General features: G+C 46.0%; 13 protein-coding genes. 8 read left to right on the top strand and 5 right to left on the bottom strand.

The genetic code is table 11. The features are described 5' to 3' along the window. Positions 1-7: 7 nt before the first annotated feature. Positions 8-802, top strand: coding sequence for a protein-L-isoaspartate(D-aspartate) O-methyltransferase (locus LZZ85_RS24825; protein ID WP_237876325.1), 795 nt, complete (start codon positions 8-10; stop codon positions 800-802). A 970-nt stretch (positions 803-1,772) separates the two neighbouring features. Here the strand turns inward: LZZ85_RS24825 and LZZ85_RS24820 are convergent. Beyond that, a complete protein-coding gene (locus LZZ85_RS24820) occupies positions 1,773-3,500 on the bottom strand; it encodes a phospho-sugar mutase (protein ID WP_237876324.1) in 1,728 nt (575 codons plus the stop codon). 115 nt (positions 3,501-3,615) lie between these two features. Here LZZ85_RS24820 and LZZ85_RS24815 point away from each other — a divergent pair, with 115 nt between their 5' ends. Continuing rightward, positions 3,616-4,647 carry a DUF2279 domain-containing protein gene (locus LZZ85_RS24815; RefSeq protein ID WP_237876322.1) on the top strand — a complete coding sequence of 344 codons (1,032 nt, stop codon included), beginning with the start codon at positions 3,616-3,618 and terminating at the stop codon, positions 4,645-4,647. Positions 4,648-4,988: 341 nt separating this feature from the next. Here LZZ85_RS24815 and LZZ85_RS24810 read toward each other — a convergent pair whose 3' ends face one another. After that, on the bottom strand, positions 4,989-5,489 hold the full coding sequence (locus LZZ85_RS24810) for a phosphoribosyltransferase family protein (protein ID WP_237876321.1): 501 nt from the start codon (positions 5,487-5,489) through the stop codon (positions 4,989-4,991). 109 nt (positions 5,490-5,598) lie between these two features. On the opposite strand from LZZ85_RS24810, the gene LZZ85_RS24805 reads away from it, so the two are divergent. From LZZ85_RS24805 to ygiD, 5 genes are all read left to right on the top strand, one after another. Next, positions 5,599-6,930: a 4Fe-4S dicluster domain-containing protein gene (locus LZZ85_RS24805; protein WP_237876320.1), complete on the top strand. Its 1,332-nt coding sequence runs from the start codon at positions 5,599-5,601 to the stop codon at positions 6,928-6,930. A gap of 135 nt (positions 6,931-7,065) precedes the next feature. Continuing rightward, entirely contained in the window at positions 7,066-7,653 is a 588-nt protein-coding gene (locus LZZ85_RS24800; protein WP_237876319.1) for a Crp/Fnr family transcriptional regulator, read from the top strand. Positions 7,654-8,247: 594 nt separating this feature from the next. Then, entirely contained in the window at positions 8,248-8,667 is a 420-nt protein-coding gene (locus tag LZZ85_RS24795; RefSeq protein ID WP_237876317.1) for a hypothetical protein, read from the top strand. A 10-nt stretch (positions 8,668-8,677) separates the two neighbouring features. Beyond that, a complete protein-coding gene (locus tag LZZ85_RS24790) occupies positions 8,678-9,331 on the top strand; it encodes an NAD(P)-dependent oxidoreductase (RefSeq protein WP_237876316.1) in 654 nt (217 codons plus the stop codon). A gap of 71 nt (positions 9,332-9,402) precedes the next feature. Next, entirely contained in the window at positions 9,403-10,236 is an 834-nt protein-coding gene (gene ygiD / locus LZZ85_RS24785) for a 4,5-DOPA-extradiol-dioxygenase (RefSeq protein ID WP_237876315.1), read from the top strand. A gap of 106 nt (positions 10,237-10,342) precedes the next feature. Here the strand turns inward: ygiD and LZZ85_RS24780 are convergent, their stop codons facing one another. Both LZZ85_RS24780 and LZZ85_RS24775 read right to left on the bottom strand, forming a co-directional pair. Beyond that, entirely contained in the window at positions 10,343-11,023 is a 681-nt protein-coding gene (locus LZZ85_RS24780) for a LysE family translocator (protein WP_237876314.1), read from the bottom strand. An 87-nt stretch (positions 11,024-11,110) separates the two neighbouring features. After that, positions 11,111-12,154, bottom strand: a complete 1,044-nt coding sequence (locus tag LZZ85_RS24775; protein ID WP_237876313.1) for an ATP-grasp domain-containing protein — start codon at positions 12,152-12,154, stop codon at positions 11,111-11,113. A 73-nt stretch (positions 12,155-12,227) separates the two neighbouring features. Between LZZ85_RS24775 and LZZ85_RS24770 the strand changes: the two genes are divergently transcribed. Continuing rightward, on the top strand, positions 12,228-13,007 hold the full coding sequence (locus LZZ85_RS24770) for a (Fe-S)-binding protein (protein WP_237876312.1): 780 nt from the start codon (positions 12,228-12,230) through the stop codon (positions 13,005-13,007). A gap of 99 nt (positions 13,008-13,106) precedes the next feature. Here LZZ85_RS24770 and LZZ85_RS24765 read toward each other — a convergent pair whose 3' ends face one another. Further along, entirely contained in the window at positions 13,107-13,502 is a 396-nt protein-coding gene (locus tag LZZ85_RS24765; protein WP_237876310.1) for a hypothetical protein, read from the bottom strand. Positions 13,503-13,515 lie beyond the last annotated feature (13 nt).

The raw sequence follows: 13,515 nt of genomic DNA, 5'->3' as shown, positions 1-13,515 counted from the left end.
CTTTTTTATGAATGAAAAGGCTGCGATATTCGCAGCCTTTCTTAGTACTGCACATCTCCTGTATCTTTACAAAAGCAACAGGATCTATCAAATATTTATAAACCAGAACTCTTTTACTCATTACCCTCCTTTTACTCTTAGCTTTATGAGGCCAACAGAAGATCTATATCGTTACCAGGGATTAAGAAGAAAATTAGTTGATATTGTTGCAGCGAAAGGAATTACCAATGAAAAAGTATTGCAGGTGATCGGAAAGATCCCCCGGCATTTCTTTCTTGATTCCGCCTTTGGAGAAGAGGCCTATGCGGATAAGGCATTCCCCATCGGTGAAGGACAGACTATTTCACAGCCTTACACCGTCGCTTATCAGACACAGCTGCTCGAACTGCAGCCTTTTCAAAAAGTACTGGAAATTGGTACCGGTAGCGCATACCAGGCTGTCGTGCTTGCGGAAATGGGCGTGCAGGTATACACGATCGAGCGACAGAAAAAACTCTTTGATATGAATAAAGAGTTCCCATTGCTGAAGAAATACCCTTCCATTAAATTCTTTTACGGTGACGGCTACCAGGGCTTGCCCACTTATGGCCCGTTTGATCGTGTCATCATTACAGCCGCAGCGCCGGAGATCCCGGAGAAACTGATCCAGCAGCTAAAAGTTGGCGGTATGATGGTGATACCCGTTGGTGCCGGCGACGTACAGCGGATGATGCGGCTCACCAAGCTGGAAAATGGCGCCTTGAAAGAAGAAGTATTTGACAACTTTTCTTTCGTGCCGATGCTGGGGGGAAAAAATCAATAGCGCTTTTAAAAGCTTCAAGATATTAGTCTGCCAAGTTTCTTCACCGGAAGTTTGGCAGTTTTTTTATGTAATGTTTGCCGGGCGGGCAAGGGCGCTTTTTTGAGGGTTGCCGCGAAGACTCTGTTTGCATTTTTGCCGGGCGGGCAAGGCGCTTTTTTTCGAGGGGTTGCCTCGAAGACTCCGTTTACTTTTTTTGCCTTGATGCAAAAAAAGTAACAAAAAAAAATCAAGGCTGGGAAAAAATGGCTAAAAATGGGAGGATGTCACCTGCACCAAAAAAAACTCGCCGGAGGAGTATGATGAATTGATTGGCGTGCCGGCTCAGACAGTTTTTTGGCGCCTTCGCACACCTGCGGTGTGGCTCAGACGGTGCCAGCCTCCCATTTTCTTAACGCCATTTTTTCCAAGGCCGGGGGCGTTGAGAGAGGAGGAGTCGGTTGCGAGGAAGATTCGTTGTATATCAGTTGCGGTATCATAGTTTGAAAAGGGTACTCTTCTATTGATACGTTTTATAATAAGAGAACAGAAAAACTTATTAGAACCGTAAGGTTACAATCCTCTAAAGGCCTTCTGCCCGCTTTGAGAGGGGGCGGCATAGCGCAAATGGCGTTAAAAAAATTATGGGCATAACCGACGAGCCGAAGGCGAGGGCGCTAAAATATTGTCTGAGCCAGCACGCCACTCAATTCCAAAACATTCTTCCGGCGAGTTTATTTTAGTGCCAGGTGCAGCCCATAATTTTTAGCCCCCGCATCGAGTGCGGGGCTGGCTATTTGCGCGTAGCCTTGATTTTTTTTTGTTACTTTTTTTGCATCAAGGCAAAAAAAGTAAACGGAGTCTTCGAGGCAACCCCTCGAAAAAAAGCGCCCTTGCCCGCCCGGCAAAAAATGTAAACAGAGCCCCAACAAAAAAAGGCTGGAGATTTTTGCATTTGCAAAAATCTCCAGCCTTTAGTATTTCCAAAAAAACCTTATGCCAACTTCATATCCCCTATGATCGCTTTGATCTTATCATCCAACTGCTTGTTCACCTTATCAAAATCCGCCGCATTCGCCAGCTCTTCTTTCACACTGAAGTAGAATTTGATCTTTGGCTCTGTACCGCTGGGTCTGGCAGAAATAATACTGCCATCCGCAGTAATAAACTGCAGTACGTTTGATTTTGGCAGATCGATCTTCCACTCCTTACCGGTTTGCAGATTGGTGCCTTTCTGCAATTCATAATCCAGCAATTCAACAACATCAGATCCGTTGATCACTTTCGGAGGATTGGCCCGATAGCTTTCCATCATCGCAGCAATTTGTTGCTGGCCATCCATTCCTTTTTTAGTGATAGAGATCAGGTCCTCTTTATAAAAACCATATTGAACATACAGATCAACCAGTTTCTGGAATAATGTTCTTCCTTTTTCTTTTTCGTATGCCGCCATTTCGCAAAGCAATGCCACTGCACTCACCGCATCTTTATCGCGGATCTTATCACCGATCATCAGGCCAAAACTTTCTTCTCCACCGATCACGTAGTTTTCTTTTCCTTCTTTCAAACGGATCATTTCAGCGATCCATTTAAAACCGGTCAATACCCGATAACAAGCGACATTATTCCCTTTTGCCAAACCATCCGCCATGCCTGTTGTAACAATGGTCGTGATGATCATATCATTCGGCTGCGCAATGCCTTTTGTTTTGCGCGCTTCCAGTACATAGTTGAATGCCAGCACAGCAGTCTGGTTCCCGTTCATCAGCACCCAGTTGCCATTATTATCTTTCACGCCGATCCCTACCCTGTCTGCATCAGGATCGGTTCCCAAAAGGATATCTGCATCCAGTTCTTTTGCTTTTTGCAGACCAATGCTCATGGTTTCCTTCTCTTCCGGGTTTGGATAAACAACGGTAGGAAAATTTCCATCCGGTTCGGCCTGTTCGTCTACAATGTTCACATTGGTGAACCCGAATGCTTTAAGTACAGCAGGAACAAGCTTGATGCCTGTGCCGTGGATCGGAGTGTACACGATCTTAAGGTCGTGTTGCTTCGCGATCACTTCAGGATATACGCTCAGCCCTTTAACCATTTCAGTATACGCTTCATCGAGCTCTTTTCCGATCAGGGTGATATTGTTTTCACCGCCGCTCCATTTTACATCATCAACAGAAGCGATCTTTTCTACTTCTTTGATCACATTCTTGTCGTGTGGCGGAACAAGCTGACCACCATCAACCCAATAAGCTTTATATCCATTGTATTCTTTCGGGTTATGCGACGCCGTACAAACCACACCGCCTTTACATTTCAGATGGCGGATGGCAAAAGACAGTTCTGGTGTTGGGCGAAGGCTTTCAAACAGGAACACCTTTAATCCGTTTGCCGCAAAAACATTAGCAACAGTTTCAGCAAAAAAGCGGCTATTGTTACGGCTGTCATGCGCGATCGCCACGCGCACTTCTTCACCCGGAAACGATTCTTTCAGATAGTTGGCATATCCCTGTGTGGCCATACCAACGGTATATTTGTTCATACGGTTGGTACCGACGCCCATGATGCCCCGCAAACCACCTGTACCAAACTCCAGGTTGCGGTAAAACGAGTCTGCCAGATCTCCTGAATTGGATGCCTGTAATTTCCTGATCTCATCTTTCGTGGCTGCGTCAAAATTTCCCTGCAACCATGTGTCTACTTTCTGCTGAATGGCAGTGTCCATAGTGTAAGTTTAATGTGATTGATTTGGGGCCTGAAGTTATTGATTTTTAGCTAAGAGTTAAAAAGAGAAAAAAGAGGATATGTTTTTTTTGTACCCGTATTTTTGATGAATGGAAATGGCTACCATTCGATCCGGACCGCTCGTGATATTGTCTTCTCCCCTTTCCCGGGCGACAGAAGCCCGCAGAAGCTATAAATATCTGGCAAAGCTGATGATCGGCCTTGTTCTGGTCTTGTCCTCTTTTGTCCTTTTTGCCCAGGATACGGATACAGGAACTGTGTCTGATTCTTCAGTATCGTTTAACCGGAAGAAACGAATCACCTGGGTAGCTGCGGCCAATGCCGGCTTTTACGCAGGCTCGCTGGCTGCACTCAATGCAGCCTGGTACCAGGGATATCCCAGAAGCGGATTTCATACATTCGATGATAGCCGCGAGTGGTTGCAGCTTGACAAGGCCGGTCATGCCTGGACGGCCTACACAACCGGAAAGTATCTGACCAGTATGTGGGAATGGGCAGGGCTCCCGCACAAAAAAGCTGTGTGGGTAGGCGGATTAAGCGGCGCCACTTATCTCACCGTGATCGAATTTCTTGACGCCTACTCTGCTGAATGGGGATGGAGCTGGAGTGATATCGGTGCCAATATGTTTGGTTCTGGTCTTTTTGTTGGCCAGGAGCTGCTTTGGAACGAACAAAGGATCCAGCTGAAGTTTTCCTTCCACCCTTCCAGCTATAAAGACCCTATGCTTGATTCACGAGCTGATAATCTTTTCGGCAAACCCTGGTATGAAAGAATGCTGAAGGATTACAATGCCCAGACATACTGGCTGAGTGCAAACCTCAGATCATTCTTCAAGCAAAGCAATCTTCCTGAATGGCTAAATGTGGCAGCCGGCTACGGCGGCGATGGAATGTTTGGAGGATTTGAAAATAGCTGGACAGATAACAACGGAAACATCGTTTCCAGATATGATATTCCGCGAAAACGCCAGTTCTATATCGCTCCGGATATTGATTTCACAAAGATAAAAACACGGAGCAAATTCCTCCGGACAACGTTTTCACTGCTGAATGCCTTCAAATGTCCTGCACCGGCATTAATGCTCGATAGTAAGGGGAAACTGAAGGCGTATGCGTTGTATTTTTAAAAGGGAATTGATACCGGGCTCATCTTTTTAACTGAGCGGCGAAGGTCCCCGAAGATTACGCGGATCCATCACTCCTTTTTACGGATCTACCTTTTGCAATGAACCAGTCAATATTATTGATTAAGCTGATCCCGCAGATGATTTCCTCGTAACAGCGACTGATCTGCGGCATCTGCACTAACAAAGCAATAGAAATTCAGATCGAACAGCTATTCAAACTATCGCGAGCTAAAATCCGCGAAATCTGCGGGAACCTTCGCCGTTCAGTTAAAAGATATGTGTCCTAACGGTAAGGTTGAAACCATTGACCGGTGCAAAACGCTGAAGACCGCATTGACAGATCAGGTAAGATAAGCTCCTAAAACCCGCTTCTCATTCACTTCAACAAAGATATGCTCCTGCAGTGTCGTCGACAGGCTTACACCCACATAATCCGGCCGTACGGGGAATGAATTGTGGCTTCTTTCCACCAGTACCAGGGTCTGTATCTTTCTGGGATGATGATCCAGGAATGGCTTTAATGCGTACAGCAGCGTTTTCCCGCTATTCGCCACATCATCAACAATAATGATCACTTTTCCGTTGAAATCCGCCTGGCGGTCAAGCTCAACCTCTTTGGGCGCACGTTTGTCCAGTTTAATACTGAACAACTCAGTTTTTATCTGCGTCGCAAACTCTCCGATCAGGTCCCGGATATTCCGGGCAATCACACTCCCGCTCTCTTCGATCCCCACGATGATCAGTTCTTTTTCTTCCGCATTATTCTCCAGTATCTCGAGGGCCATACGGCGAAGCTTCTTTTCGGCAACTGATTGATCGAGTATATAATTCTTTGCAGCCACGTATTTTCTTGTTTTAAGCCACGTAAAATTGCCATGAGGATAACAATCTGTGGCAAAGACGATTAAAACTGTATTACAAGCCGTAAATTAGCACTTGTAATTGATTGCTATGCAAATTGCACAACAAATTTTATTTATCCTTATCAGCGGTGCCGCGGTCTTATTTTTCAGTAAGAATGCGAAGCAGATCTTCCGTAATATCCGTTTGGGCAGAGATGAGATCATCAATGACCAGCCGGGTCGTCGCTGGAGGAATGTCTTGCTGCTAGCCTTCGGTCAGAAGAAAATGTTCCGAAACCCCACCGTGGCCGTGCTGCATTTTTTCGTATATGCCGGGTTTGTGATCATCAACCTCGAAGTGCTGGAGATCGTACTGGATGGCATCTTTGGCACGCATCGTCTTTTCGCTGCACCTTTAGGCGGATTGTATACGTTCCTGATCAATTCGTTTGAATTGCTGGCAGTGCTTGTGATCATAGCCTGCGCAATATTCCTCATCCGCAGGAACATTATCAAACTCCGCCGTTTTATCAGCAAAGACCTGGATGGATGGCCAAGAAGCGATGCAAATTATATTCTTGCGACAGAGATCATCCTCATGACCTTATTTCTCACGATGAATGCAAGCGATACGCTCCTGCAAAACCGTGGTGTTGGTCATTACGCAGATCATCCGACCGGCAATTTCCTGTTTTCCCAGATGCTTCACCCTTTGCTTGACGGTGTGGGCAATGGTGGGCTCGAAACGATCGAAAGGATCTGCTGGTGGTTGCATATCATTGGTATCTTCGGGTTCCTGAACTATCTGCCTTATTCAAAACATCTTCATATTATTCTCGCATTTCCCAATGCCTACTTTGCCAAACTGCAGCCGATGGGCAAAATGGAGAATATGCCTTCGATACAAAACGAAGTATTGTATGCAATGCAACCCGAACTCGCACCAACCGGCGGAGAGACAGAACCACCAAAGAAATTCGGTGCGAAGGATGTATCAGATCTGAGCTGGAAGAACCTGCTTGATGCATATAGCTGCACGGAATGCGGCCGCTGTTCCGCTGCCTGTCCGGCCAATCTGACCGGCAAAGCACTCTCGCCAAGGAAGATCATGATGGATACGCGTGACAGGGCCGACGACATCGGCAAGATCATGAACGACAATAAGGGTGAGTTCAAAGATGATGGGAAAAGCCTGCTGCATGATTATATCACTGTTGAAGAACTCAGGGCCTGCACTACCTGCAATGCCTGTGTACAGGAATGCCCGGTAAGCATTAACCCGCTTGATATCATCCTGCAGCTTCGCCGCTATCTCGTCATGGAAGAAAGCAATTCCCCCCAGGAATGGACGTCTATGTTCGGCAATGTTGAAAATAACTTTGCGCCATGGAAAGTCTCCCCGGATGACAGAGATAAGTGGACAACGGAAATATCCGGATAAACCTCACTGTATTTGAAGTTTGACAGTTTAAACGTTTAAAGTTGATCACCATTTTCAGCGCTCACATAACAACTATTAAACTACTAAACCTTAAACTATCAACCTTTCAAACTTTGTTATCGCTGATCAATCTTTATGCACGAACTTCTTTCACTTAACGTCAGACAAAAGATCAGTCTTTCTACGCAGGAAGAAGAATTACTGAAAACATTCTTTATTCCAAAGAAGCTTCGCAAGAAGCAGTTCCTTCTGCAGGAAGGAGAAGTTTGCCAGTATGCCGCCTTCGTTGAAAAAGGATTACTTCGCTCTTATACCGTAGATAAAAAAGGAAACGAACATATCCTGCAATTCGCAATGGAAGGCTGGTGGATCTCTGATCTCTTCAGCTTTTATAGCGGGGAACCTTCCGTGTATATGATCGAAGCGATGGAAGATGCTGAATTACTGCTGATAAAAAAAGACAGGTATGAAGACCTTCTGCAAGCTATCCCGTCAATGGAACGGTACTTCCGGTTGCTTTTGCAGAACAACCTCATTGCAACACAACGGCGGTTGAACGATAAGCTTAGCCTGCCTGCGGAAGAACTTTACCTGAAGCTGATCGACACCTGCGACAGCATTCCCCAACGCGTTCCGCAACACATGATCGCTTCATTCCTGGGCATCACCAGGGAAACACTTAGCCGCATCCGGAAACAGCTTTCATCCTCTCACAAGAAGTGATATCCGGTTACGGACTATTGCTATCCGGTACACTGTGGTGTAAAATTGGATGAAAATCATCTGCGCCACTGTGCGGCGTTCCACTTACCATCACCCTTTTTTGTAAATTGCAAGAGGCATACATGCTCTTCACGATATCGGAATATCGTTATAAACCCTACCTCCTTTTGCCGAAAAGTTGTCTGATGCGCTGCCACCTTTGCCTGAGGTTTTACGAGATGTTCACGAGATGTTCACGAGACATCTGTTTGATCTTTCACCGGGATACAGTACTTGTTTCGATACGGACCAAACAATCGTCCTTTATAAGCAAGGCAGAATTATCCGCTTAAAGCAAACACGGCTGAAACACCCTTGCCGACGGCATGATACAGTCTATCAGCATTTTATTGTTTTTACCGGATGGAAATAGTCAAAAACCATGGTTAAAGACAGTGGTTCCTGACAAAAGTGACATTTATCACGCTGATTAGTTATCATACATCATTGGAGCATGCCCGCTGTCAGTGTAGCTTTGTTAAATAAGCGAATGGTAGCGGTCTGCTCGGTTCGCCTTAACCCGGGCCGGGGGAAGCGGTCCATTGTCAGGATACTATGGCAACACAACAAACAATAGCAATCATTGGGGCATTGGAAGAAGAGGCGAAAACAGCCATTGCTTCTCTTACAGGAAGCGGATACAGGCTGCTTCTTTTTTGTAAAGAAGAGCAGCTGTCAACGCTCTCCTCTTTTGCATCGGGCAAACAATTTGAGGGAATCGATCTTGAATGGATGAGTTGCCCGATCGAAGCAAGCTGGGAAGCAGATCTTATACTCTTATCCGTCCCTGGTAATGAAGTTGCAGAAGTTGCAGCAGCCATCCGCGACGTGGCAATAGGGAAGCCTGTCGTTGACATTCGTAAGGATGGGACGGAATTGAGCGAACTTCAAACGCTTCTTCCCTATTCTTCAATTGGTAATGCCGTCCCGGACTCCATTTTATCGTCAATAAAAAAATTTCTAAATCAGCATTAAACAAACAAACATGAAAATAGCATTGATCGGAGCCTCAGGCTTTGTAGGATCACATATTCTGGAAGAGTTGATTTCCCGTGGTCATCAGGTGACGACTATCACGCGTCACCCCGAAAAGATCAAAGTGCAGAACACATTGGTGAAGAATGTAAAAGGAGATGTTAGCAATGTGGAAGAGCTGGCTGGTGTATTAAAAGGACATGATGTGGTCATCAGCTCCTATAATCCGGGCTGGGCAAATCCTAATATATACGAGGATTTCCTGGGTGGTGCACAGGCGATTCAACAGGCTGTTAAGACATCCGGTGTAAAGCGTTTGATCGTGATCGGTGGCGCTGGAAGCTTGTTCGTTGCACCAGGTATTCAGCTGGTTGACACCCCACAGTTTCCTGCTGAATGGAAACCCGGAGCCCTGGCTGCCCGTGACTACTATAATATCATTCAGAAAGAACAGGAACTTGACTGGACATTCCTGAGCCCTGCCATCGAAATGCACCAGGGCACGGCAGGCACACGTAAGGGCGTTTACCGAACAGGGAAAGATAATCCGGTATTTGACGAAAACGGAAGAAGCGTAATTTCAGTGGAAGATCTCTCGATCGCCATTGTGGACGAAGCAGAGAAAGGGGCACACAAAAAAGAAAGGTTTACTGTCGCCTGGTAACCATTTCCTCACCTTTTCCTCATCTAACCGATCTTATGAACAGGCGTCACTTTATAACAGGAGTAGCAGCTATGAGCACATTAGCAGGATTGAAAAAATTTACAGATGAACTCGACCGGCAGGACCAGCGGATGCCTGTGCTTTTTATGGGGCACGGCTCTCCGATGAACGGCATAGAGAATAATGAATTCAGCCGGACATGGGAGACAATGGGAAAGGAATTGCCTGTACCCCGGGCAATACTCGTCATATCCGCTCACTGGCTTACAAAAGGAACGCATGTCACAGCAATGGATCATCCTTCTACCATTCATGACTTTGGAGGCTTTCCGCAGGAACTGTTCGATGTACAGTATCCCGCTCCCGGTGATCCGGCACTTGCTGCAGAAACAAAGGCGCTCATCCAGACAACGAATGTGGGATTGAACCATGACTGGGGACTTGATCACGGAGCCTGGTCTGTTGTAAAACGCATGTATCCCGAAGCGAAGATCCCGGTGATACAATTCAGTATCGACTATGCACAACCAGCTTCCTATCATTATGAACTGGCAAAACAATTAGCCGCATTGCGGAATAAAGGCGTGCTGATCATTGGCAGCGGAAATATTATCCATAACTTAAGAATGGTGGCATGGGATAAGATGGATGTTCCAAACTATGGTTACGACTGGGCGATTGAACTGCACGAGCTATTCAATCAGAAATTACTTAACGGAGATCATCAGGCGCTGATCAACTATGAGAAGTTAGGCGCCGCTGCAAAACTGGCTATCCCTACACCGGATCATTACTATCCGCTGATGTATGTGCTCGGGTTGCAGGACAAGAAAGATGAAGTTTCATTGTTTAATGATAAGCTGGTCGCGGGTTCGCTTAATATGACTTCTGTGAAGTTTTCTTAAAATAACCTGGCGTGAGGAGTATCGCAGAGGATGCAAAGAAACCGCAGAGGGCGCGATGAAAAGATCTCTTCGCGCCCTCTGCGGTTTCTTTGTGTCCTCTGCGATACTATTTCTTGTCCGTCAGTTCCTGCGGATTTTTATCGAGTTGATGCGCCGCATCTTTCTTCTTCCACATCTTCCAGATCTGGATCAGCGCGGTAATAGCAAAGATCCCTCCGATTATCCAGTTCAGCACATGTTGATTGTTATTGATCTTGCTTGCAATTAATAACCCACCGAAGATAAAGATGGCGTTGCCTGCCAATGTTCCCAGACCAATTCCAGCGATATAGGTATTGTAATGATCCTGGCGTGGCAATAAGACCTTCTTTGTAAAAAGAACAGTGCTCCATCCAAACCAGAACGGGATCTGTACAGGATTGACCGCACTCATCACCAGTCCCAATACAAATCTTGGCAACGTGCTGCTTAATATAATATTCTTCTCCACTTTAGGATGGGCAGCAGCATAGAAGCTGGAAATAGCCAATGCGAGTACGATCACCAGGGTTACCCATTCAAGGATCCGGAAGATCTTTTCCTGTTTGCGAACCCAATCCATTGCAACCAGGGATAACCGGACATAGACCACTTCAACCAGTAATGAACCGCAGGAAAACATAAGCGCCGAAGTAATTCCATCAGTGATCGCGATCTGCATCGCGGCAATGTTCAACGTGCCGAGCGGCAATGAACCAAGAAAACTCACCAGCATGCCTGTAAAGAAAATGCGGACTAAGGGATGCATGCTGCTCAGATTTTAGAATGGACGTTGATTTTTGGGTGTATCAGTATATACCGGATAAAGTTAAGATTTATCTGTTTCCGAGCGGTATCAATCATATTTCTCCAGCATTTTGAAATGCTTTCTTGCCTGCTTGAGAAAAGCGGATCCACGTTTGAAAGACCAGTATGGCGTGCCGTTCCGGTGATTATATCTACTGATCCGATATAGCGCTTTCCAGTGGCGGAGTATTTCTGCATATGCCTGCCACACATTCATGCCGCAGTCATAGATATGATTGGGCTCTGCACCACAACCATTGAACTCGATGATCTGAAAATTTTTACCAGCTTTCAGGTCCTCAATAGAAGCCGTTTTTATATCGTAACGGCCATAATAGAATTTACCGTTGTAGTGACTGAGTTCATCAAATACATTCCGCAGGCTCTCATTGATCTCATTCTTCAGGTTAATAAAATGTGCACCGCGGTTATGATTACCTGCATAAGAAAGATAAAAGGTCTCACCCCTGGGAATGATCCGCTGAAACCGGTGACCATGGCGGTGCTCCATCTCTTCCATCCTGAAACGGGCACGCGGATGGTTTTCGATCAGCGTCCTCAGGGATGATTCGCCATCACCATGAACCTGCAATAATTCCTTCTCAATAAATCCACTCACAACCCCTTTCTCCTGGTCAGGATAACGAAAATAGAATACACTGACTTCAACAGGATAAGTGATCATATCCTGAACAATATATTCAACAGGGATCCTGTCGTGGTACTTGATCAGCTGCTCTTCATTCTCGATCTTCCGGAAGAGAATTCCTTTCATCCCTACATCTGGTTTTACGATAAAGGGGAACGTAAAACCGGCATCAGCGATCTTCTTTTTTACTTCAGTAAAAGGAAGATCATGAAGAATATAGATGGTACGGGGTACAAGGTGCGGCGGCAACTGGTCATACATCTCTTTTTTGCCTTCTCCTTCAAATCCGCCAAATGTGATGGTTGGATTAGAAGAACTGAAGAACCACATGGAGCGGCTGCGAAGGCAGTACCACAACCACACAGGACCGATAGGTGCATAAAGTGCGTAGAACGGCCACAGCTCCCAGTTAAACAGTTTCTCAAAAAATTTCTTTATTCGCATGCAGGGTTGCAAAAATAAAACAAACAGCTTCAATTTCTTATGATTTGTCTTTAGATTTGAACAAATTTGACCTATGAGCGTTCCCACGGTTGCAGAATTATTCGCCAACGGAGAAAGTCCGGAGATCCTGTTCTGGGTAGGTTGTGCCGGAAGTATTGACCAGCGCGCCCAAAAGATCACCAAAGCATTTGTCACCATACTGGAGAAACTGGAGATCCGTTACGCGATCCTTGGAAAAGAAGAAATGTGCACAGGCGATCCTGTACGCCGCGCCGGGAACGAGTTCATGTTCCAGATGATGGCTTACCAGAACATCCAGGTGCTGAACAATTATGGCATTAAGAAAATTGTTACTGCATGCCCCCACTGCTTTAACGTCCTCAAAAACGAATACCCTGAACTGGGCGGTACCTATGACGTGATCCATCACAGCACCTTTTTACAGCAACTGATCGACGAAGGAAAGATCAAGATGAAAGAAGGTGGTTTGTTCAAAGGAAAAAAGATCACCTATCACGATAGCTGTTATCTCGGCCGCGCCAACAATATTTACGAAGCTCCGCGGAAAGTGCTTGAAGCCCTGGATGCAGAACTGGTGGAAATGAAGCGATGCCGCAGCAAAGGATTGTGCTGTGGAGCAGGCGGTGCGCAAATGTTCAAGGAAGAAGAGGACGGTTCGGTCCGCATTAATATTGAAAGAGGAAACGAAGCAATTTCAACCGGTGCATCAGTTATTGCCGCAGCTTGCCCATTCTGCAATACGATGATGACAGATGGCGTAAAACTGGCAGAAAAAGAAGACGCAGTAAAAGTGTTGGATATTGCGGAGCTGGTGGCAGAATCGATGAGCTGAGAGAAGGGCATTTACAAGGACGTCAGACAGCGGACGGTCGTTCTGGAAAGGAGCTCCTCCCGCACCAGGCTGGTCATTTTAAAGATGACCCTGCCTTTCTCACCACGCATACGACGAAAGCGCCTCATGCACTTCTATGGCTTCGCGTAATTTTCCCTTTGGAATAGGCACATAGATCACCGGCAACCGCCTCGAAGCAGAGTTAGCCCGTTCGTAAGTGATCTCCATGATATTGAACCTGCCCGTGTCACGGATATTCACCCGGCGCAGTCTTCGCTGGTCATCGCGAAAAGGACGTACACGGTCGCCGATCCAGACCTTATAGGTCGTAATTGAAATTTCCGGTATATGTTTCATTTTGAGACGCAATAATCTCCATGCAAAATGCTTCCATATTCCGCGACGGAAATAGCCCCATCTCCTGAACTTTTTCCACTCTTCAGCAGAGTATGTCCAGTGAACGAGAAAGACCTTCTGTTGTGTGTTAATATCCATTAATCAAATTCTG

Source organism: Terrimonas ginsenosidimutans (assembly GCF_022012415.1).
Classification (GTDB): domain Bacteria; phylum Bacteroidota; class Bacteroidia; order Chitinophagales; family Chitinophagaceae; genus Terrimonas_A; species Terrimonas_A ginsenosidimutans.
This window is presented reverse-complemented; position numbering and strand designations above follow the sequence as displayed.

Bases quoted from the DNA above. Each gene is read 5' to 3' on its own strand.
- LZZ85_RS24815 (WP_237876322.1), top strand. From the start codon at position 3,616: ATGGCTACCATTCGATCCGGACCGCTCGTGATATTGTCTTCTCCCCTT.
- ygiD (WP_237876315.1), top strand. From the start codon at position 9,403: ATGAGCACATTAGCAGGATTGAAAAAATTTACAGATGAACTCGACCGG.
- LZZ85_RS24780 (WP_237876314.1), bottom strand. From the start codon at position 11,023: ATGCATCCCTTAGTCCGCATTTTCTTTACAGGCATGCTGGTGAGTTTT.
- LZZ85_RS24795 (WP_237876317.1), top strand. From the start codon at position 8,248: ATGGCAACACAACAAACAATAGCAATCATTGGGGCATTGGAAGAAGAG.
- LZZ85_RS24770 (WP_237876312.1), top strand. From the start codon at position 12,228: ATGAGCGTTCCCACGGTTGCAGAATTATTCGCCAACGGAGAAAGTCCG.
- LZZ85_RS24825 (WP_237876325.1), top strand. From the start codon at position 8: ATGAATGAAAAGGCTGCGATATTCGCAGCCTTTCTTAGTACTGCACAT.
- LZZ85_RS24800 (WP_237876319.1), top strand. From the start codon at position 7,066: ATGCACGAACTTCTTTCACTTAACGTCAGACAAAAGATCAGTCTTTCT.
- LZZ85_RS24765 (WP_237876310.1), bottom strand. From the start codon at position 13,502: ATGGATATTAACACACAACAGAAGGTCTTTCTCGTTCACTGGACATAC.
- LZZ85_RS24820 (WP_237876324.1), bottom strand. From the start codon at position 3,500: ATGGACACTGCCATTCAGCAGAAAGTAGACACATGGTTGCAGGGAAAT.
- LZZ85_RS24790 (WP_237876316.1), top strand. From the start codon at position 8,678: ATGAAAATAGCATTGATCGGAGCCTCAGGCTTTGTAGGATCACATATT.
- LZZ85_RS24775 (WP_237876313.1), bottom strand. From the start codon at position 12,154: ATGCGAATAAAGAAATTTTTTGAGAAACTGTTTAACTGGGAGCTGTGG.
- LZZ85_RS24805 (WP_237876320.1), top strand. From the start codon at position 5,599: ATGCAAATTGCACAACAAATTTTATTTATCCTTATCAGCGGTGCCGCG.